Source organism: Pseudomonas lopnurensis, from assembly GCF_015070855.1.
Classification (GTDB): Bacteria; Pseudomonadota; Gammaproteobacteria; order Pseudomonadales; family Pseudomonadaceae; genus Stutzerimonas; species Stutzerimonas lopnurensis.
In genome coordinates this window covers 1-20,601 of record NZ_JADDIX010000042.1, presented here as the reverse complement: position 1 = coordinate 20,601, position 20,601 = coordinate 1, and the positions used below count along the sequence as shown (strand labels likewise).

The window sequence follows — 20,601 nt, the reverse complement described above, 5'->3', positions numbered from 1 at the left end:
TATGATCCGACTTCAGAACCTCACTCTACAGCGCGGCCCCCAGCGTCTGCTGGAAGGCGCCGAGCTGACCCTGCATCCCGGTCAGAAGGCCGGCCTGGTCGGTGCCAACGGCGCCGGCAAATCCACCCTGTTCGCCCTGCTGCGTGGCGAGCTGGTGCCCGATGGCGGCGATTGCCAGCTGCCGCCGGACTGGCGCATCGCGCACATGCGCCAGGAGATCGATACCCTCGATCGTCTGGCGGTGGACTATGTGCTCGATGGCGATGTCGAGCTGCGTCGCATCCAGACCGAGCTCGTGGCTGCCGAACGGGCGCACGACGGCAATGCCCTGGCGCGGCTGCATACCGAGCTGGACACCGCCGACGGCTACAGCGCCGATGCCCGCGCGCGCAAGCTGCTGGCCGGGCTGGGCTTTTCCAACGAACAGATGGTCCTGCCGGTGGCCAGCTTCTCCGGCGGCTGGCGCATGCGCCTGAACCTCGCCCAGGCGCTGATGTGCCCGTCGGACCTGCTGCTGCTGGACGAGCCGACCAACCACCTCGATCTGGATGCCATCCTCTGGCTGGAGGACTGGCTCAAGGGCTACCCCGGCACCTTGCTGCTGATTTCCCATGACCGCGATTTCCTCGACGCGGTGGTCGATCACGTCATCCATCTCGAGCAGCGTAAGCTGACCCTCTACCGTGGCGGCTACTCGGCCTTCGAGCGCACCCGTGCCGAGCGCCTGGCGCAGCAGCAGCAGGCCTACGAGAAGCAGCAGGCGCAGCGCGCGCACATGGAAAGCTTCATCCGCCGCTTCAAGGCCAAGGCGACCAAGGCGCGCCAGGCCCAGAGCCGGATCAAGGCGCTGGAACGCCTCGAGGAGCTGGCGCCGGCACACGTGGATTCGCCGTTCGATTTCCGCTTCCGCGAGGCCGACAAGGTTTCCAGTCCCTTGCTGGATCTGGCCGAAGGACGGCTCGGCTATGGCGAGAAGGTGGTGCTGGAAAAGGTCAAGTTGCAGCTGGTGCCTGGTGCCCGCATCGGTTTGCTGGGCCCCAACGGCGCGGGCAAGTCGACCCTGATCAAGACCCTCGCCGCCGAACTCGCGCCCATCGGTGGCCGGCTGCAGCGCGGCGAAAACCTGGCGATCGGCTATTTCGCCCAGCACCAGCTCGATTCGCTCGATCCCAGGGCCAGCCCGTTGCTGCACCTGCAGCGCATCGCGCCCGGCGAGCGTGAGCAGACCCTGCGCGACTTCCTCGGTGGCTTCGATTTCCGTGGCGAGCGTTGCGACGAGCCGGTGCTGAATTTCTCCGGCGGCGAGAAGGCGCGCCTGGCCCTGGCGCTGATCGCCTGGGGCAAGCCCAACCTGCTGCTGCTCGACGAACCGACCAACCACCTCGATCTGGAGATGCGTCTGGCGCTGACCATGGCGCTGCAGGATTTCGAGGGTGCGGTGCTGGTGGTGTCCCACGACCGGCATCTGCTCAAGAGCACCACCGATGAATTCCTGCTGGTGGCCGATGGGCGCGTGCAGACCTTCGAGGGTGACCTGGAGGACTATGCACGCTGGCTGGTGGACTACCGCGCGCGTCAACAGCCGCCAGTCGCGGCCGAGAATACGGCCGACAGGACCGACCGGCGTGCGCAGCGCCAGGCCGCGGCCGTGCTGCGTCAGCAACTGGCGCCGCACAAGCGCCAGGCGGAAAAGCTCGAGAAGGAGCTTGCCGGCGTACACGAAAAACTCGCGGCGCTGGAGGCCCGCCTGGGCGACAGCACGGTCTACGAAGTGGCGCGCAAGGACGAGCTGCGCGAACTGCTGGCCAGGCAGGCCGAATTGAAGGTTCGCGAAGGCGAGCTGGAAGACGCCTGGCTCGAGGCGCTCGAAATCCTGGAGAATCTCCAGGCCCAGCTGGAGGGGAGTGCATGAAGGAGCAATTGTTGCTGCTGTCGCAGGAGTGGCGTGACCAGCTCTTGCTGGGCATGCAGGTCCTGCTGATCCTGCTGGTCGCCTATGTGCTGCAGCGCCTGGTCGCCCGTGGCCTGACCCGGCTGTCGGCGCGCTATCCGCTGCCGCCGGAGCTGTTGTTGCCGGTGCGCGGCGGCATTCGCTGGTTCATCATGGGCGGCGCGCTGATCATGGTGCTGGAGCGCTTCGGCGTGTCCGCCACCGTGCTGTGGACGGCGATCTCCGGCTTCGTCGCGGTGGCGGCGATCGCCTTCTTCGCGATCTGGAGCGTGTTGTCCAACCTGCTCTGCGCGGTGCTGATCCTCACCGTCGGCCCGTTTCGCCTGGGCGATGTGGTGGAAATCGTCGAAGCGTTCGACAAGCCGATCGTCAAGGGCCGGGTCATCGATATCAACTTGCTCTACACCACACTGGACGAGGTCGCCGAACCGGGCACCGGGGCCATCGTGCAAATTCCCAACAGCCTGTTCTTCCAGAAAGCCGTACGCCGTTGGCGCGGCAGCGAAGTGCAGCTCTTCAACCGTAGCTCCAGCGAGAAATAAACCCTTATGGAATGGCTTAGCAACCCGGAAATCTGGGTCGCATTTCTGACCCTGACCGCCCTGGAAATCGTTCTCGGCATCGACAACATCATCTTCATCTCGATCCTGGTCAGCCGACTGCCCAAGGAGCAGCAGCCGAAGGCGCGCTTCTTCGGCCTGGCGCTGGCCATGGGCACGCGCATCCTGCTGCTGCTGTCGATCGCCTGGGTCATGCGCCTGACCAACGACTTGTTCACCGTCTGGGGCGAGGGCGTTTCCGGGCGCGATCTGATTTTGTTCTTCGGCGGCCTGTTCCTGCTGTTCAAGAGCACCCTGGAGATCTGGCACAGCGTCGAGGGCGAAGAAGAAAGCCACGAGGGCGGCGGTGCGGTGAAGGCCGGCTTCATGGGGGTAATCCTGCAGATCGCGGTGATCGACATCATCTTCTCGCTGGATTCGGTGATCACCGCGGTGGGCCTGGTGCAGAACGTGCCGGTGATGGTCGCGGCGATCGTCATCGCCGTGCTGGTGATGATGCTGGCCGCCGGCACCATCAGCGATTTCATCGACAAGCACCCGACCCTGAAGATCCTGGCGCTGTCGTTCCTGATCGTCGTCGGCACCCTGCTCATCGCCGAAGCCTTCGACGTGCACGTGCCCAAGGGTTACGTCTACTTCGCCATGGCCTTCTCGCTGGGTGTGGAGGCGCTGAACATTCGCATGCGCAAGGCCATGAAGCGTAAGCTCAAGGAGCCGGTGAAACTGGGCAAGGGCTCGCCGGACTGAACTGAAGCGCCCGGCCGGTAACCGGCAGGGTCGCTCGAACGGAGGAAACCACGATGTCGCTGGAAACCTGGCTTGCCTTTTTCGTCGCCTGTTGGGTGATCAGCCTGTCGCCCGGGGCGGGCGCCATCGCCTCGATGTCCTGCGGGTTGCAGTACGGCTTCTGGCGCGGCTACTGGAACGCCATCGGCCTGCAGCTGGCGCTGGTGCTGCAGATTGCCGTCGTCGCCGCGGGCGTCGGTGCGGTGCTGGCGACGTCCGAGCTGGCGTTCAGCCTGATCAAATGGTTCGGCGTCGGCTATCTGCTGTGGCTGGCCTTCAAGCAATGGCAGGCGCAACCCGAGGCGCTGGACGACTCCGCCGCGCCACGGCCGATCGGCCGGCCGCTGAGCCTGGTGCTGCGTGGCTTCCTGGTCAATGCCAGCAACCCCAAGGCGATCGTCTTCATCCTGGCGGTGCTGCCGCAGTTCCTCGATCCGCAGCGGCCGTTGCTGCTGCAGTACGCGGAGATGGCGGCGACCATGGTGGTGGTCGATCTGGTCGTCATGGCCGCTTATACCGGCCTGGCCGCCAAGGTGCTGCGCCTGCTGCGCACACCGCGCCAGCAGCGGGTGGTCAATCGCAGCTTCGCCACGATGTTCGCCGCTGCCGCGGCGCTGCTGGCGACGGTGCGGCGCGCCGCCGTATGAGCGCGGCGCCGGGCCGGCTGCGCGTGTGGATCGATGCCGATGCCTGTCCGCGGGCAGCCAAGGATCAGGTGATCAAGTTCGCCTTGAAGCGCAAGTTCGAGGTGCTGCTGGTGGCCGGGCAGAGCCAGGTCAGGCCGGCGTTCGCCTGCGTCAGGCTGATCGTGGTGCCGAGCGGGCCGGATGCCGCCGACGATTACCTGGTCGAACACGCCGCACCGGACGATCTGGTGATCTGCAGTGACGTGCCCTTGGCCGACCGCCTGGTGAAGAAGGGCGTCGCGGCGCTCGACCCGCGTGGGCGCGAGTTCGACGAGCGCAACATGGGCGAGCGTCTGGCGGTGCGCAATCTGTTCACCGACCTGCGCGAGCAGGGACAGGTCGGGGGTGGCCAGGCGGCCTACGGCGAACGCGACCGCCAGGCCTTCGCCAATGCGCTGGACCGCGTGCTGACGCAGTTGATGAGACGCCAGACGTAGGGCGGGTTGCAACCCGCCGAACGGAGTAGGCTTCGCGGACGCTTGGCGGGTTTCACCCGCCCTACGGCTGCAGCTGCTTCATCCGCACAGATAGGTCCCGGTACCCACCGCCACCAGCACACCGTCCTGGTTGTGCAGTTCCGAGCGCACCACCGCCACCTTGTTGCCCGAGCGCAGCAGTACCGCGCTGGCGCTGAAGCGCGCGCCGCGGCCGGGGCGCAAGTAGTCGATGCGCAGGTCGATGGTGCCGAGCCGGGAAAGCCGTTCGGCCCGCTCCCGCGGGGTGAGATGGCGATGCTTGTCGAAGGCGCCGAGCATCGCCATGGCGCCGCCGGCCACGTCCAGCAGCGAGGCGATGACGCCGCCGTGAAGGATGCCGTGGACGAAATTGCCCACCAGCTCGGGTTTCATCGGCAGGTGCATCACCACGCGCGAGGTCGAGATTTCATCCAGCTCGATGCCCAGCGCCAGGTTGAAGGGGATGCGCTCGAACATCTGGCGTACCGCCTGGGCCTGCTCGGCGAGCAGTGCGTCGTCGTCGTTCATGGTCTGCGTTCCTGCGGGATGAGCGACAACGCTGCACGAGCGCCGTTGGGCTGACCAGAGCGGCGGCGGGAGCGCCGGCTGGATTGGCGGCTTTCGCGCAAAAAAAAATCCCGGCCGCGGCGCCTAATGCTGTTCACTTAACGACTCAAGCTGATGTTGGATCTGTAGGAGCGGGCCACGCCCGCGATTCGCGCGCATGGCGCGCTCCTACAAAGTACTCTCCGTGCTTATCTGAACAGCATTACGGCCGCGGCGCCGGGATTTCATGATCGACGGTTCCTCAGACGGTCATCTCCAGCACGCGGTCGACCAGCTTGTAGATGCCAGACGCGGCCTCGCTGATGGACTGCGCGAGCATGTAGGCCGGTGTGGTCACCAGTTTGTGCTGCTTGTCCTCGACGATGTCGCCGACTTCGCACGGCTGGTGCTTGGCGCCCATCTCGACGACCGCCTTGGCCGCATCGGCCTCGTCGCTGCCCAGGGTACAGACCACGCCGGGGCCGAAGATCTGCGTCGCCATGGTCGGCGCGATGCACATCATGCCGATCGGCTTGCCAGCCTGGACGAAGGACCGGGCCAGCGCGATCACCTCGGGCAGGGCCTGGCTGCCGGCGCCTTCGGTGGCGAAGTTCGACAGGTTCTTCGCCGCGCCGAAACCGCCGGGCAGGATCAGGGCGTCGAAATCCTCGGCGCGGGCCTCGCGCAAATCCTTGATCTCGCCGCGGGCCAGGCGCGCCGACTCGGTCAGCACGTTGCGCGATTCCGGCATTTGCTCGCCGGTGAGGTGGTTGATCACGTGCATCTGCGCAATGTTCGGAGCGAAGCACTGCACCTTGGCGCCCCGCTGATCCAGGCGCAGCAGCGTAATCACGCTTTCGTAGATTTCCGAGCCGTCATAGACGCCACAGCCGGAAAGGATCACGGCGACTTTCTTGTTCATAGCGATACTCCTGGTCAAGTTCGAACGGCCCTGTGTCGGGCGCTGCGGTCGTGCGTTGATGCTAGGGTCTGTTCCCGTTTCGTCGCAAGCGGACGAGAAGGGAACAGGCCCATGCCTGGGGCGGATCGAGGTAAGTCCCGCTCTTGCGGCATTGGATTCACGGCGACCCTTTGTGTTCATCGCATGGGCCTGGAATGCGCCTTTGCGCCCTGCGTGAGCCGATAAAGCGCTGGCAGTCGCCGGCCTGGCTGGCGACAATGGAGCGTTTCGGAGGTCGGCCCGCACGGCGCTGTCATCTTTTCGTCATGTCGCCGGCCTATAAACGTCATATTCGCCCGTCTTACGGGCCAGGAGTCCGTCGTGAGTCTCGTTCCTGCCAGCCGGCTGTTTCCCGCTACTCGTCTGCGTCGCAACCGTCGCGATGATTTTTCCCGCCGCCTGGTGCGCGAGAACGTGCTGACGGTCGACGACCTGATCCTGCCGGTGTTCGTGCTCGATGGCGAGAACCGCCGCGAGCAGGTGCCGTCGATGCCGGGCGTGGAGCGGCTGTCGATCGACCTGCTGCTCGAGGAAGCCGAGGAACTGGTGGCGTTGGGCATTCCGGCGCTGGCGCTGTTCCCGGTCACGCCGCTGGAGAAGAAATCCCTCGACGCCGCCGAGGCCTGGAACCCCGACGGCATCGCCCAGCGCGCCACCCGCGCCCTGCGCGAGCGCTTCCCGGAGCTGGGCATCATCACCGACGTGGCGCTCGACCCGTTCACCACCCACGGCCAGGACGGCATCCTCGACGAGCACGGCTACGTGCAGAACGACGTCACCGTCGATGCGCTGGTCAGGCAGGCGCTTTCGCATGCCGAGGCCGGCGCCCAGGTGGTCGCGCCCTCGGACATGATGGACGGTCGCATCCAGGCGATCCGCGAGGCGCTGGAAGTGGCGGGCCAGCACAACGTGCGCATCATGGCCTATTCGGCGAAGTACGCCAGCGCCTACTACGGCCCGTTCCGCGACGCGGTGGGCTCGGCGGCCAACCTCGGCAAGAGCAACAAGAATACCTACCAGATGGACCCGGCCAACGGTGACGAGGCGCTGCACGAAGTCGCCGCCGACCTGGCCGAAGGCGCGGACATGGTGATGGTCAAGCCGGGCCTGCCGTACCTGGACATCGTCTGGCGGGTCAAGGACGCCTTCAAGGCGCCGACCTTCGTCTATCAAGTCAGCGGCGAGTACGCCATGCACATGGCGGCGATCCAGAACGGCTGGCTGAGCGAGGCGGTGATCCTTGAGTCTTTGGTCGGCTTCAAGCGCGCCGGAGCCGATGGCATCCTCACCTACTTCGCCAAGCAGGCGGCACAACAGTTGAAACGGGGGCAATGAGCCCCTCTCGAGGCAAAGCGATGAGCAACCAGGGACTCAGCGAGCAGGAACTGCAGGACGTCGTCGGCGAGGAGTTGGACCAGGCACCGTCCGAGGCGCTGGCGCCGGCGCTGCCCGACGTGGTCGAGGAGGCGCCGGCACCGGCGATTCCCGTGCCGAATCTGGACGACAGCAGCCTCTACATCCACCGCGAGCTGTCGCAGCTGCAGTTCAACATCCGCGTGCTGGAACAGGCGCTGGATGAATCCTATCCATTGCTGGAGCGTTTGAAGTTCCTGCTGATCTTCTCCAGCAACCTCGACGAGTTCTTCGAAATCCGCGTGGCCGGCCTGAAGAAGCGGGTCACCTTCGCTCGCGAGCAGGCCGGGGCCGACGGCCTGCAGCCGCACCAGGCGCTGGCGCGCATCGGCGAGCTGGTGCATGAGCAGGTCGACCGGCAGTACGCGATCCTCAACGATGTGCTGCTGCCGGCATTGGCCGAGAACCAGATCCGCTTCATTCGCCGCCGGCATTGGACGGTCAAGCTGAAGACCTGGGTGCGCCGTTACTTTCGCGACGAGATCGCGCCGATCGTCACACCGATCGGCCTCGACCCGACGCACCCCTTCCCGCTGCTGGTGAACAAGAGCCTGAACTTCATCGTCGAGCTGGAAGGCATCGACGCCTTCGGCCGCGACTCCGGCCTGGCGATCATCCCGGCGCCGCGGTTGCTGCCGCGGGTGATCCGCGTACCGGAGTCGGTGGGCGGCGCGGGGGACAACTTCGTTTTCCTCTCCTCGATGATCCATGCCCATGCCGACGATCTGTTCCATGGCATGCGGGTCAAGGGCTGCTACCAGTTCCGCCTGACGCGCAACGCCGACCTTTCGGTGGACACCGAGGACGTCGAGGACCTGGCGCGGGCGCTGCGCGGCGAACTGATCTCGCGGCGCTACGGCGATGCGGTGCGCCTGGAGGTGGCCGACACCTGCCCGCAGCACCTGGCCGATTTCCTGCTCAAGCAGTTCAACCTCAGTGAAAGCGAGATGTACCGGGTCAACGGCCCGGTCAACCTGACCCGGCTGTTCAGCATCACCGGCCTGGATAGCCATCCCGAGCTTCAGTACAACCCGTTCACGCCGTCGATTCCCAAGCTGCTGCAGAACAGCGACAGGATCTTCAGCGTGATCAACAAGCAGGACATCCTGCTGCTGCACCCGTTCGAGTCCTTCACGCCGGTGGTGGACCTGCTGCGCGAAGCGGCCAAGGACCCCTGCGTGCTGGCGGTCAAGCAGACCCTGTATCGCTCCGGCGCCAATTCCGAAATCGTCGATGCCCTGGTGGAAGCGGCGCGCAACGGCAAGGAAGTCACCGCGGTGATCGAGCTGCGCGCGCGCTTCGACGAGGAATCCAACCTGCAACTGGCCAGCCGCCTGCAGCAGGCCGGGGCGGTGGTGATCTACGGTGTGGTCGGCTACAAGACCCACGCCAAGATGATGCTGATCCTGCGCCGCGAGAACGGCGAGCTGTGCCGCTATGCGCACCTGGGCACCGGCAACTACCACGCGGCCAATGCGCGGCTGTATACCGACTACAGCCTGTTGACCTCCGACGATGCGCTCTGCGAAGACGTTTCCAAGCTGTTCAGCCAGTTGATCGGCATGGGCAAGACCATGCGCATGAAGAAGCTCTTGCACGCGCCCTTCACCCTGAAGAAGACGCTGCTCGACCTGATCGCCCAGGAGACGCAACACGCCGCCGAGGGCCGGCCGGCGCACATCATCCTCAAGGTCAATGCGCTGACCGATCCGAAGATGATCAAGGCGCTGTACAAGGCCAGCCAGACCGGCGTGCGCATCGACCTCATCGTGCGCGGCATGTGCTGCCTGCGCCCGGGCATCGCCGGTGTGTCGCACAACATCCACGTGCGCTCGATCATCGGCCGCTTCCTCGAGCACAGTCGGGTGTTCTACTTCCAGAATGATGGCGACGAGAAACTCTATCTTTCCAGTGCCGACTGGATGGAGCGCAACCTCGACCGGCGGGTGGAAACCTGCTTCCCGGTAGAGGGCAAGAAGCTGGTGACGCGGGTGAAGAAGGAGCTGGAAGGGTTCCTCAGCGACAATACCCAGAGCTGGGTATTGCAGCCGGATGGCAGTTATCTGCGTAACAGCCCCAGCGGCAACCAGAATCCGCGCAACGTGCAGAACATGTTGTTGGAGCGTTTGACCGGCCCGCTGGGCGGTACGCGCTGAGGCGCGGCGCTTGCTCCGGAGCTGCCTGGGCGCAGCCGGAGGCACTGGAGCAGGTCGTGGCGCGGCTGTAGGCCGCCACGCCCGGCGCCCAGCCGATACTGCCGCTCTTGCGCGCCTGGGCCTCGCACCTGGACGAGGGGCCCATCGGGCCCTGGCCCGGTCCTACTTCATCCGCAGTTCGTAGCCGACCCGCGCGAGCCAGGCGGCTTCGGCTTCGAAGTCGGCGCGCGTCAGCGGGTTGGCGTTCAGCCAGTCTGCCGGGAAAACCAGCTCGAGGCTGTGCTCGGCGGCTTTCAGCTGCACCGCGGAAACGGCATTGGCGCCGCGGATATGATGGAACAGGATGGCGAAGCGCAGGAGGATGCAGAGGCGGACCAGGGCATCGGCATCGGCGCCGATTTCGCCGAACTTGTCTTGCGGGATGTTGCGTCGATGGCCGCGTACCAGCAGAGCCAGCATCAACTGGTCCTGGCGGGAAAACCCCGGCAGGTCGGAGTGCTCGATCAGGTAGGCGCCGTGCTTGTGGTAATGGTAGTGGGCGATGTCCAGTCCCACCTCGTGCACCCGCGCGGCCCATGCCAGCAACTCGCGGTGCCAGTCCTGGTCGAGGTTCCAGGCTTCGGCGACCTGATCGAACGCCTCCAGCGCCTTGGCTTCGACCCGGGCGGCCTGCTCCGTGTCGACGTGGTAACGCTCCATGAGGAAGCTCAGCGAGCGATCGCGTACGTCCTCGTCATGGTGCCGGCCCAGCAGGTCGTACAGCACCCCCTCGCGCAAAGCCCCTTCGGAATGGGTCATGTCCTCCAGCTCGAGGGCATCGAAGATCGCTTCTAGGATCGCCAGGCCGGCCGGGAATACGCCGCGCCGATCCGGCTTGATGCCGTCGATGTCGATCTTCTCCACGTCGCCCAGCTTGAACAGCTTGCGCTTGAGCCAGCTCAGGCCTTCGGTGTTGACCTCGCCGTTGCCGTGGCCGCCGGCCTTGATCGCCAGCCCCACCGCGCGGATGGTGCCGGATGCGCCGATCGCCGCCTGCCAGCCGAGTCGGCGCAGGCCGTGCTCGATGCCCATCAGTTCGACGCGCGCCGCGGTATAGGCCTGGGCGTAGCGCGCCGGGGTGATCTTGCCGTCACGGAAGAAACGCTGGGTATAGCTGACGCAGCCCATCTGCAGGCTCTCGCGCAGCTGCGACTCGAAGCCTTCACCGATGATGAATTCGGTGCTGCCGCCGCCGATATCGGCCACCAGGCGCTTGCCCGGAGCACCGGGAAAGGTGTGCGAGACGCCGAGGTAGATCAGGCGCGCCTCTTCGCGGCCGGAGATGACCTCGACCTGGTGATTGATGATTTCCTCGGCGCGCCGGATGAATACGGCGCGGTTGCGCGCCTCGCGCAGGGCGTTGGTGCCGACGATGCGCACCGCGCCCTGGGGCAGGTGGTTGACCAGTTGGGCGAAGCGGCGCAGACAGTCGAGGCCGCGTTGCATCGCCGCTTCGTCGAGCAGGCGGTTCTCGTCGATGCCTGCCGCCAGCTGTACCTTTTCGCCGAGCCGTTCGAGGATGCGCATCTCGCCGTTGCTGGTGCGTGCCAGCACCATGTGAAAACTGTTCGAGCCCAGATCGAGGGCGGCGATCATGGGAAAATTCTCGGCGGGGGATTGGGGCATGGTAGCGGCATCTCGTTCGATTACGGCGCCATCCTGCCACGAGCCGAAGGATGAGCCAACGTAAAAGGACGGCGCCGATGCCTGTCTAGACGACCTGTTCTGTCCGGCTCAGGGTCGACAGGAGCCGTTGCGGCGACTGCTCGTCGCATGCGCCGACCTTGCCGAGGGGTAGCCGCGCGAATCAGGCGTGCAACGGCTTCACAGGTTCACCGAGCCGATGAAGTTGCGCAGCTCCTCGGTGCGTGGCTCGGCGAACAGCACCCTGGGCGGGCCGATCTCGTGCACCTTGCCCTGGTGCATGAACACCAGCTTGTCGCCCACCTCGCGGGCGAAGCGCATCTCGTGGGTGACCATGATCAGGGTCATGCCCTCGCTGGCCAGTTGCTTGACCACTGCCAGCACTTCGTTGACCAGCTCCGGGTCGAGCGCCGAGGTGATCTCGTCGCACAGCAGCACTTTCGGCGACATGGCCAGGGCGCGAGCGATGGCCACGCGCTGCTGCTGGCCGCCGGACAGGCGCTCCGGGTAGGCGTCGAACTTCTCGCCCAGGCCGACCCGTTCGAGCATCTGCCGCGCCACCTGCTCCGCTTCGCCGCGCGAGATCTTCTTCACCACCTGCGGCGCCAGCATGATGTTCTCGCCCACCGTCAGGTGCGGGAACAGGTTGAACTGCTGGAACACCATGCCGACCTTCTGCCGCAGGCTGCGCAGGTCGGCGCGGGCGGCGTCGAGGTAGTCGCCGTCCACTTCGATGACGCCGTCGTTGATCGGCTCCAGGCCGTTGAGGGTGCGCAGCAGGGTGCTCTTGCCCGAGCCGCTGCGGCCGATGATGGCGACCACCTCGCCTTCCTCGACGGCGAGGTCGATGCCCTTGAGCACATGGTTGTCGCCGTAGTACTTGTGCAGGGCGGTGACGTTAAGCAGTGACATTCAGCCTCCTTTCCAGGCGGTATGCGGCGAGCGACAGGGGATAGCAGAGCAGGAAGTAGCCGAGGGCGACGAAGCCGTAGACCATGAACGGCTCGAAGGTGGCGTTGGCCAGCATGCCGCCGGTCTTGGTCAGCTCGGTGAAGCCGATGATCGAGGTCACCGCGGTGCCCTTGACCACCTGCACCGAGAAGCCCACGGTGGGCGCCACGGCGATGCGCAGCGCCTGTGGCAGGACCACGTGGCGCAGCGCCTCCAGGCGACTCATGGCCAGGCTCTCGGCCGCCTCCCACTGGCTGCGGGTAATGGACTCGACGCAGCCGCGCTCCCCGCGCAGTACCTGAATACGCCTTGCAGGCGATCCGTCGCCTGATCGACGAGCAAGGCTATCGTCCGGGTGATGCCCTGCCGTCGCAGCGCGACTTGGCCGAGCGCCTGGGTGTCAGTCGCGCCTCGTTGCGCGAGGCGTTGTCCTCGCTCAGCGCCTTGGGTCTGGTCAGCGTGCAGGCGGGCAAGGGCGTGTTCGTGCAGGCGCCATCACGGATGGACGCCGCAGAGGGATTCGCCTGGCCCTTCGCCGCCCAGGTGTCGGCGGCCGATACCTTCCAGTTGCGTTTCGCCCTGGAGGGTTTTGCCTGCGGTCTGGCCGCAGGAGTGCTGACCGCCGAGGAGCTGGATGTGCTGGAGGACAATGTCGAGCGGATGCGCGGCGAGTTGCGCGCCGGTGATTTCGAGCAGGCGGCGCGGCTGGATTTCGAATTCCACCAGCGCATCCTCGCCGCCAGTGGCAACCAGGCCATGTTCGGCCTGGTGGCGTCCAGTGCGGCGATTTTCCTGGAAAGCCAGAAGTTGCCGTTCATCCGCCCGGAGCGGGCGCTGGAGACCTGGCAGGAGCATCGCAAGATTCTCAGGGCCCTGGCCCGGCACGCCGCCGGTCCGGCGCAGAAGGCGATGCAGCAGCATATTCGCGCGGCGGCCCTGCGCACCGGAATCGCTTTCGCAACGCTCGGCGATTGAGGCTCGGGGGCGTTCCCGTTTCGGCTCGGGCCGCGCCGAGCGGGAACGGACCCCCGGAATATCGAGTCCATTGAGAGACCCAATCGCTGCGCGCCTTTCGGTGCGGCTGAAGCCGGGCTATGATGTCGCCACTTTTTGCTTCCGAAATCACGGAGACTTCCCATGAGCGAATTCATCACCAAAGTCAGCGATGCCAGCTTCGAGCAGGACGTTCTCCAGGCGGATGGCCCGGTGCTGGTCGATTACTGGGCCGAGTGGTGCGGTCCCTGCAAGATGATCGCTCCGGTACTCGACGAGATCGCCAAGGATTACGAAGGCAAGCTCAAGGTCTGCAAGCTGAACATCGACGAGAATCAGGAAACCCCGCCGAAGTACGGCGTGCGCGGCATCCCGACGCTGATGCTGTTCAAGAACGGCAACGTCGAGGCCACCAAGGTCGGCGCGCTATCCAAGTCCCAGCTGGCCGCTTTCCTCGACAGCAACATCTGAATCTTCGAGGCTTGCCCGAAAGCCCCCGCATCCGCGGGGGCTTTTTTCATTGGCAGGGTGGACGCTTCGTCTGCACGGTGCTAAATTCGGCCTCGCGACGATTTCTTCCGTCGCCCTCTGCATGCCGTCGCCGACGCACTTCAGCCTCATAAAGCACAACGAACCCGTTCGTCTCCTGCTGCGCGGCTTCTCAAGCTAATCGCTTTCTACATCCTTCCTGATCTCTTTCTATGAATCTGACCGAACTCAAGCAAAAGCCCATCACCGAACTGCTGGAAATGGCCGAACAGATGGGCATCGACAACATGGCCCGTTCGCGCAAGCAGGACGTGATTTTCTCCCTGCTCAAGAAACACGCGAAAAGCGGCGAGGAAATCTCCGGTGATGGCGTGCTGGAGATTCTCCAGGACGGCTTCGGCTTCCTGCGCTCCGCGGATTCTTCCTATCTGGCCGGCCCGGACGACATCTACGTTTCGCCCAGCCAGATCCGCCGCTTCAACCTGCGCACCGGCGACACCATCATCGGCAAGATCCGCCCGCCGAAGGAAGGCGAGCGCTACTTCGCCCTGCTCAAGGTCGACTCGATCAACTACGATCGGCCGGAGAACGCGAAGAACAAGATCCTCTTCGAGAACCTCACCCCGCTGTTCCCCAACGAGCGGCTGAAGATGGAGGCCGGCAACGGCTCCACCGAGGACCTCACCGGCCGGGTGATCGACCTCTGCGCACCGATCGGCAAGGGCCAGCGCGGCCTGATCGTCGCCCCGCCGAAAGCCGGCAAGACCATCATGCTGCAGAACATCGCGGCGAACATTACCCGCAACGACCCCGAGTGCCACCTGATCGTCCTGCTGATCGACGAGCGCCCGGAAGAAGTGACCGAGATGCAGCGCACCGTGCGCGGTGAAGTGGTCGCTTCCACCTTCGACGAGCCGCCGACCCGCCACGTGCAGGTCGCCGAGATGGTGATCGAGAAGGCCAAGCGCCTGGTCGAGCACAAGAAGGACGTGGTCATCCTGCTCGACTCCATCACCCGCCTGGCGCGCGCCTACAACACGGTGATCCCCAGCTCCGGCAAGGTGCTCACCGGTGGTGTCGACGCGCACGCCCTGGAGAAGCCCAAGCGCTTCTTCGGCGCCGCGCGCAACATCGAGGAAGGCGGCAGCCTGACCATCCTCGCCACCGCGCTGGTGGAAACCGGCTCGAAGATGGACGAGGTGATCTACGAGGAATTCAAGGGTACCGGCAACCTCGAGCTGCAGCTGGACCGCCGCATCGCCGAGAAGCGCGTGTTCCCGGCGATCAACATCAACCGCTCCGGCACCCGCCGCGAGGAGTTGCTGACCGCCGAGGACGAGCTGCAGCGCATCTGGATCCTGCGCAAGCTGCTGCACCCGATGGACGAGATCGCCGCCATCGAGTTCCTGCTCGACAAGCTCAAGGACACCAAGACCAACGACGAATTCTTCATGTCGATGAAAAGGAAATAAGCGGCAAGCGGCAAGCGGCAAGCTGCAAGTGAACCCGGTGTCGCTTCAGCTTGAAGCTTGAAGCTTGAAGCTTGAAGCTTCGATGAAATACACCGACCTGCGCGATTTCATTCGCGTCCTCGAACAGCGCGGCGAGCTCAAGCGGGTGGCCGTGCCGGTTTCCCCCGTGCTGGAAATGACCGAGATCTGCGACCGCACCCTGCGCAAGCAGGGGCCGGCGCTGCTCTTCGAAAAGCCAACCGGCTTCGACATGCCGGTGCTCGGCAACCTGTTCGGCACCCCCCAGCGTGTGGCGCTGGGCATGGGCGCCGAGGACGTTTCGCAGCTGCGAGAGATCGGCAAGCTGCTGGCCTTCCTCAAGGAACCGGAGCCGCCGAAAGGACTCATGGATGCCTGGAGCAAGCTGCCGATCTACAAGAAGGTCATCAGCATGGCGCCGAAGGTGCTCAAGGATGCGCCCTGCCAGGAAGTGATCGTCGAGGGCGAAGACGTCGATCTGTCCCAGCTGCCGGTGCAGACCTGCTGGCCGGGCGATGCCGGGCCGCTGATCACCTGGGGCCTGACTGTCACGCGCGGGCCGAACAAGGAGCGACAGAATCTCGGCATCTACCGCCAACAGGTGATCGGCCGCAACAAGGTGATCATGCGCTGGCTCAGCCATCGCGGCGGCGCATTGGATTTCCGCGAGTGGTGCGAAAAATATCCGCAGCGGCCCTATCCGGTGGCGGTGGCGCTCGGCGCCGACCCGGCGACCATTCTCGGCGCGGTCACGCCGGTGCCCGATTCGCTGTCCGAATACGCCTTCGCCGGGCTGTTGCGCGGCAGCCGTACCGAACTGGTGAAGTGCCGCGGCAGCGACCTGCAGGTGCCGGCCGGTGCCGAGATCGTTCTCGAAGGGCACATCCATCCGGGTGAGATGGCCGATGAAGGCCCTTATGGCGACCACACCGGCTATTACAACGAGGTGGATCGCTTTCCGGTATTCACCGTCGAGCGCATCACCAAGCGTCGCGATGCCATCTATCACAGTACCTACACGGGGCGGCCGCCGGACGAGCCGGCGATTCTCGGTGTTGCGCTGAACGAAGTCTTCGTGCCGATCCTGCAGAAGCAGTTTCCGGAAATCGTCGACTTCTACCTGCCGCCGGAAGGCTGCTCCTACCGCATGGCGGTGGTGACCATGAAGAAGCAGTACCCCGGCCATGCCAAGCGGGTGATGCTCGGCGTATGGAGCTTCCTGCGCCAGTTCATGTACACCAAGTTCGTCATCGTCACCGACGACGATATAAATGCGCGGGACTGGAACGATGTGATCTGGGCGATTACCACGCGCATGGATCCGAAGCGCGACACGGTGATGATCGACAATACGCCGATCGACTACCTCGACTTCGCCTCGCCGATTTCCGGGCTGGGCTCGAAGATGGGCCTCGATGCCACCCACAAGTGGCCGGGCGAGACCAGCCGCGAATGGGGGCGGGCCATCGTCCAGGACCCGGCGGTGAAGCAGCGGGTCGATGAACTCTGGTCGCAGCTGGGCATCGACTGAGAGAACCGAAGAGGCGGGCCCTAGCCCGCCCGAAGTCCTGGCGGGCCAGCCCGCTCACTGATACGACGTGCATATGAAAGTAACCTTGCAGCCATCCGGCGCCGTGCTTGAAGTCCGGCCCGGCGAACGCATCCTCGACGCCGCCAAGCGCCTGGGCTACGAATGCCCGCAGAGCTGCCGCAACGGCAATTGCCATATCTGCGCCTCGTTGTTGGTCGAAGGCCGCGTGCGCCAGGCCGGCGAGGTGCGCGACCACGGCGAGCTGCTGGCCTGCCTGGCCGAGCCGCTGGAAGACTGCGTGCTGCACTGGGACGGCGTGCTGGCGCCCGGCGAGTTGCCGGTCCGCGAGCTGAGCTGCCAGCTGAGCGGCTACGAAGCGGTCGGTGGCGACGTGGTGCGCCTGCGTTTGCGCCTGCCGGCCGGCCGGCAGCCACGCTACTACGCCGGCCAGTACCTGCTGCTGCAACGCGAGGATGGCGAGTGGTCGGCGTTTTCCCTGGCATCTGCGCCGGACGGTGGGCGAGAGCTGGAACTGCACGTGCTGGCGCGCGAGGAGTCGGCCATCGAGCTGTTGGCCTTCCTCCGCCGGCAGGGCTTCGCCCGCGTGCAGCTGCCGTTCGGCGATACCCATCTGGCCGAGTTGCCGGACGGTCCGCTGGTGCTGATCGCGGCCGGCACCGGCATGGCGCAGATGCACAGCCTGATCGAATACTGCCGCGCCGCCGGGTTCGGCCATCCGGTGCACCTGTACTGGGGCGTACGCCGACCGGACGATTTCTATCGGCTGCCGCATTGGGATGAATGGCAGCACATGGACAATCTGTACCTGCACCAGGTCGTCAGCGATGTCTGTGGCTGGGAAGGGCGTTGCGGCCTGCTGCACGAGGCGATCCGCGAGGACTTCAGCGATCTCAAGCCGCTGCACGTCTATGCCAGCGGCTCGCCAGCGATGGTCTATGGCACGCTGGATGCGCTGGTAGAGGCCGGGATGGACCCGCACCAGATGCGTGCCGACGTGTTCGCCTACGCACCGCGAGAAGCCTGATTACGAAGGCGTTTCGCCAGTGGACGAAAAAACGCCGGGTCGAGAATGCGGTTCACTTGACGCTGACATCCAACCGCAAGCTGGACGCAGGCGCAAATGTAGGAGCGGGCCATGCCCGCGATTAAGGTAGCCGTGTTTGTGCAGAGGGCTGTTCGCAGGCATGGCCTGCTCCTACGGGGCGTAGGCGTGGGCACCGAGCCTACGCCCACGAAGGGTGGTCATGCCTGTAAATGAGCTTTTCAGCGTGACTGGCGCTGTTGCAGCAGCAGGTTCTTGTAGCCGCTGGCGGCCAGGGTCTTCTGTGCCGCGTTCAGTTGCTCGCGGCTGCTGAAGGGACCGACCAGCACGCGATACCAGGGCTCGTCACGCACCTTCACGTTCTCCACGCGCACGTCCTGGCCGAGCAGGATGATCTGCGCGCGTACGCGATCGGCTTCGGCCTGTTGGCGGAACGAGCCGGCCTGCAGGAAGAACTGCGTCACCGGCGCCTTGGCCACGGTCGGCGGTGGTGGCGGAACCTGGCCGTTGAGCGCGGCCTGGGCCCGGGCCGCGTCGATCCGGGCGGCTTCCTCCGGCGTCACCGGCTTGCTCGGCGGCTCCGGCTGCTTGGTTTCCGGCGGCAGGATGACCTCCGACTCCGGCAGCAGCGTATAGAAGTCGTACTTGGGCTTGGGTGGCTGCTCGGCGGCTGGTGTGCTGCGTTTGGGTTGTTCCCTGATAGCCGATTGAGACGCATCCTTGGCGCGCTTGATCTCGTCGCCACCAGGCCCGAGGTTCATCAGAAAGACGATGAATCCACCGATGGCCAGGCCGCAAACCAGCCAGACCCAGCCGGGCGCGGCGTTCTTCGCGGGCGCCTGGTAGCGGCTGGCGCCTCGTTTGGGCGCGGCTTTCTTGCGTGCGGCCACTTACATCCGCTCCAGGGGTTCCAGGCCGAGCAATTCCAGGCCTTGCTTGAGGATCTTGCCGGTCAGGGCGGCCAGGCGCAGGCGGCTCTGCTTCTGCTCTTGGTTCGCGGCGCCAAGAATCGGGCAGTGCTCGTAGAAGCTGGAGAACAGCCCGGCCAGGTCGTACAGGTAGCTGCACAACAGGTGCGGCTCGCCTTTCTCGCCGACGCTATTCAGCACTTCGCCGAATTGTGCCAGCCTGGCTGCCAGAGCCAGTTCCTGCTCGGCCTCGAGCCGGATGCGCCCGTCGATCTCGTCGATGCCTTTGCCCAGCTTGCGGAATACACTGGCCACACGGGTGTAGGCATAGAGCAGGTACGGCGCGGTATTGCCTTCAAAGCTCAACATCAGCTCGAAGTTGAAGCGGTAGTCGCTGGTGCGATGCTTGGACAGGTCGGCGTACTTCACCGCGCTGATGCCCACGGCACGGGCGATCTGGCGCAGTTCGGCTTCATCGAGGTCCGGGTTCTTGCCCTTGACCAGCGCATAGGCGCGCTGCTCGGCTTCGTCGAGCAGGTCGATCAGTTTCACCGTGCCGCCGTCGCGGGTCTTGAACGGCCGGCCATCGGCGCCGTTCATGGTGCCGAAGCCCATGTGTTCGAGCTGCATGCCGTCGTGGACGAAGCCGGCGCGGCGCGCCACTTCGAAGGCCATCTGGAAATGCAGGGCCTGGCGCTGATCGACGAAGTACAGCGCGCGATCGGCATGCAGCACCTGGCTGCGGTAGCGCATGGCGGCCAGGTCGGTGGTGGCGTAGAGGTAGCCGCCGCCGGCCTTCTGCACGATCACCGGCAGCGGGTTGCCTTCGGCGTTCTTGAATTCGTCGAGGAAGACGCACTGGGCACCATTGTCCTCGGTGAGCAGGCCTTCGGTGCGCAGGGCGTCGACGATGCCGGGCAGCTCGGCGTTGTAGGCGCTCTCGCCCTTGACGTCGGCCGGGGTCAGCTTGACGTTGAGGCGGTCGTAGATCTTCTGGCAGTGCGACAGCGAGATGTCGTTGAAGCGCGTCCACAGGCGCAGGCAATCGGCGTCGCCAGCCTGCAGCCTGACCACCAGTTCACGGGCACGGTCGGCGAATTCGGTGGATTCGTCGAAGCGTTGCTTCGCCGCGCGGTAGAACTGTTCGAGGTCGGCCAGCTCGCTTTCGGCCGCCGCCGGCTTCTCTTCGAGATAGGCCAGCAGCATGCCGAACTGGGTGCCCCAGTCGCCGACATGGTTCTGGCGGATCACCTCGTCGCCGAGAAATTCCAGCACGCGGCCCACCGCGTCGCCGATGATGGTCGAGCGCAGGTGGCCGACGTGCATTTCCTTGGCCAGGTTCGGCGAGGACAGGTCGATCACCACGCGCTGCTGGGCGACGGCCTTGCGTACCGATAGCTGCGGGTCGGCCAGGGCGGCTTCGAGGCGCTCGGCCAGGGCATCGCTGTTCTGGAAGAAGTTGAGGAAACCGGGGCCGGCGATTTCCACCTTGCTGATCTGCGCGTCCTGCGGCAGCGCGGCAATGAGCTTCTCGGCCAGGTCGCGTGGCTTCAAGCCGGCCGGCTTGGCGAGCATCAGGGCGATGTTGCTGGCGAAATCGCCGTGGCTCTTGTCCTTGGTGTTTTCCACCTGGATCGCCGGCGTCAGGCCTTCGGGCAGCACGCCGTCGTCGGTCAGGCGGGCGAGGGCTTGCTGGATCAGGTGGCGAATGCTGTCTTTCATGGTCGGCTTGGTCCGCAAGAGTGCGCGAAAACCCGGCATTATAAAAGCAGCTTCAAGCTGCAAGCCATAAGCTTCAAAAGCAGCTTCAAGCTGCAAGCCGTAAGCTGCAAGAAAACGCCTGCCGAGGTCGTAGGGTGGAAAAGGCAGCTTCAAGTCGCAAGCCATAAGCCGCAAGAAAAAGCTTGACAGGATTTGGGCGCCAACCCGCAAGCTTGCAGCTTGCAGCTTGCAGCTTGCAGCTTGCAGCTTGCAGCTTG

At 65.1% G+C, this 20,601-nt stretch carries 18 protein-coding genes and 1 pseudogene; 12 read left to right on the top strand and 7 right to left on the bottom strand.

The window, feature by feature from the left end:
• The first annotated feature begins 1 nt into the window (after window position 1).
• From abc-f to IN820_RS08845, 5 genes are read left to right on the top strand one after another with little or no spacing between them, the layout of a single operon-like run.
• Window positions 2-1,912, top strand: coding sequence for a ribosomal protection-like ABC-F family protein (gene abc-f, locus IN820_RS08865; RefSeq protein WP_193680626.1), 1,911 nt, complete (start codon window positions 2-4; stop codon window positions 1,910-1,912).
• On the top strand, window positions 1,909-2,493 hold the full coding sequence (locus tag IN820_RS08860) for a mechanosensitive ion channel family protein (RefSeq protein ID WP_193680625.1): 585 nt from the start codon (window positions 1,909-1,911) through the stop codon (window positions 2,491-2,493). The genes abc-f and IN820_RS08860 overlap by 4 nt, the downstream gene beginning before the upstream one ends.
• A gap of 6 nt (window positions 2,494-2,499) precedes the next feature.
• Entirely contained in the window at window positions 2,500-3,258 is a 759-nt protein-coding gene (locus IN820_RS08855; RefSeq protein WP_193680624.1) for a TerC family protein, read from the top strand.
• 53 nt (window positions 3,259-3,311) lie between these two features.
• Window positions 3,312-3,944 carry a LysE family transporter gene (locus IN820_RS08850; RefSeq protein WP_193680623.1) on the top strand — a complete coding sequence of 211 codons (633 nt, stop codon included), beginning with the start codon at window positions 3,312-3,314 and terminating at the stop codon, window positions 3,942-3,944.
• 17 nt (window positions 3,945-3,961) lie between these two features.
• Window positions 3,962-4,420 (top strand): YaiI/YqxD family protein, encoded by a 459-nt coding sequence (locus tag IN820_RS08845; RefSeq protein ID WP_193680635.1) that lies wholly within the window; start codon window positions 3,962-3,964, stop codon window positions 4,418-4,420.
• A 78-nt stretch (window positions 4,421-4,498) separates the two neighbouring features.
• Here IN820_RS08845 and IN820_RS08840 read toward each other — a convergent pair whose 3' ends face one another.
• Together IN820_RS08840 and elbB are read right to left on the bottom strand one after the other, a co-directional pair.
• Window positions 4,499-4,966, bottom strand: a complete 468-nt coding sequence (locus IN820_RS08840) for a thioesterase family protein (protein ID WP_193680622.1) — start codon at window positions 4,964-4,966, stop codon at window positions 4,499-4,501.
• 280 nt (window positions 4,967-5,246) lie between these two features.
• The gene (gene elbB / locus IN820_RS08835; RefSeq protein ID WP_193680621.1) at window positions 5,247-5,906 is read right to left on the bottom strand and encodes an isoprenoid biosynthesis glyoxalase ElbB; all 660 of its coding nucleotides are present in this window, start codon (window positions 5,904-5,906) and stop codon (window positions 5,247-5,249) included.
• Between the two features lie 360 nt (window positions 5,907-6,266).
• On the opposite strand from elbB, the gene hemB reads away from it, so the two are divergent.
• Entirely contained in the window at window positions 6,267-7,280 is a 1,014-nt protein-coding gene (gene hemB, locus IN820_RS08830; protein WP_193680620.1) for a porphobilinogen synthase, read from the top strand.
• Between the two features lie 20 nt (window positions 7,281-7,300).
• Entirely contained in the window at window positions 7,301-9,514 is a 2,214-nt protein-coding gene (ppk1, locus tag IN820_RS08825; protein ID WP_193680619.1) for a polyphosphate kinase 1, read from the top strand.
• Between the two features lie 162 nt (window positions 9,515-9,676).
• On the opposite strand, the gene ppx is transcribed toward ppk1, so the two are convergent.
• The 3 genes and pseudogenes from ppx to IN820_RS08810 all read right to left on the bottom strand — a co-directional run.
• On the bottom strand, window positions 9,677-11,179 hold the full coding sequence (ppx, locus tag IN820_RS08820; RefSeq protein ID WP_193680618.1) for an exopolyphosphatase: 1,503 nt from the start codon (window positions 11,177-11,179) through the stop codon (window positions 9,677-9,679).
• A 198-nt stretch (window positions 11,180-11,377) separates the two neighbouring features.
• Complete coding sequence (locus tag IN820_RS08815) at window positions 11,378-12,109, bottom strand: amino acid ABC transporter ATP-binding protein (protein ID WP_193680617.1); 732 nt, start codon at window positions 12,107-12,109, stop codon at window positions 11,378-11,380.
• Window positions 12,096-12,431 (bottom strand): annotated as a pseudogene (locus IN820_RS08810) (ABC transporter permease subunit); the annotation flags it as partial. The gene IN820_RS08815 and the pseudogene IN820_RS08810, both read right to left, overlap by 14 nt.
• A 26-nt stretch (window positions 12,432-12,457) precedes the next feature.
• On the opposite strand from IN820_RS08810, the gene IN820_RS08805 reads away from it, so the two are divergent.
• From IN820_RS08805 to IN820_RS08785, 5 genes are all read left to right on the top strand, one after another.
• Window positions 12,458-13,123 carry a FadR/GntR family transcriptional regulator gene (locus IN820_RS08805; protein ID WP_193680616.1) on the top strand — a complete coding sequence of 222 codons (666 nt, stop codon included), beginning with the start codon at window positions 12,458-12,460 and terminating at the stop codon, window positions 13,121-13,123.
• Between the two features lie 162 nt (window positions 13,124-13,285).
• On the top strand, window positions 13,286-13,612 hold the full coding sequence (gene trxA, locus IN820_RS08800) for a thioredoxin TrxA (RefSeq protein WP_003301063.1): 327 nt from the start codon (window positions 13,286-13,288) through the stop codon (window positions 13,610-13,612).
• Window positions 13,613-13,842: 230 nt separating this feature from the next.
• Window positions 13,843-15,102 (top strand): transcription termination factor Rho, encoded by a 1,260-nt coding sequence (gene rho, locus IN820_RS08795; RefSeq protein WP_193680615.1) that lies wholly within the window; start codon window positions 13,843-13,845, stop codon window positions 15,100-15,102.
• An 82-nt stretch (window positions 15,103-15,184) separates the two neighbouring features.
• Window positions 15,185-16,651: a 4-hydroxy-3-polyprenylbenzoate decarboxylase gene (gene ubiD, locus IN820_RS08790; protein WP_193680614.1), complete on the top strand. Its 1,467-nt coding sequence runs from the start codon at window positions 15,185-15,187 to the stop codon at window positions 16,649-16,651.
• A 73-nt stretch (window positions 16,652-16,724) separates the two neighbouring features.
• Entirely contained in the window at window positions 16,725-17,696 is a 972-nt protein-coding gene (locus tag IN820_RS08785) for a CDP-6-deoxy-delta-3,4-glucoseen reductase (RefSeq protein ID WP_193680613.1), read from the top strand.
• A gap of 239 nt (window positions 17,697-17,935) precedes the next feature.
• On the opposite strand, the gene IN820_RS08780 is transcribed toward IN820_RS08785, so the two are convergent.
• Entirely contained in the window at window positions 17,936-18,604 is a 669-nt protein-coding gene (locus IN820_RS08780; protein ID WP_193680612.1) for an SPOR domain-containing protein, read from the bottom strand.
• Entirely contained in the window at window positions 18,605-20,344 is a 1,740-nt protein-coding gene (gene argS / locus IN820_RS08775; RefSeq protein ID WP_193680611.1) for an arginine--tRNA ligase, read from the bottom strand. It lies immediately after the preceding gene.
• Window positions 20,345-20,601: the final 257 nt, after the last annotated feature.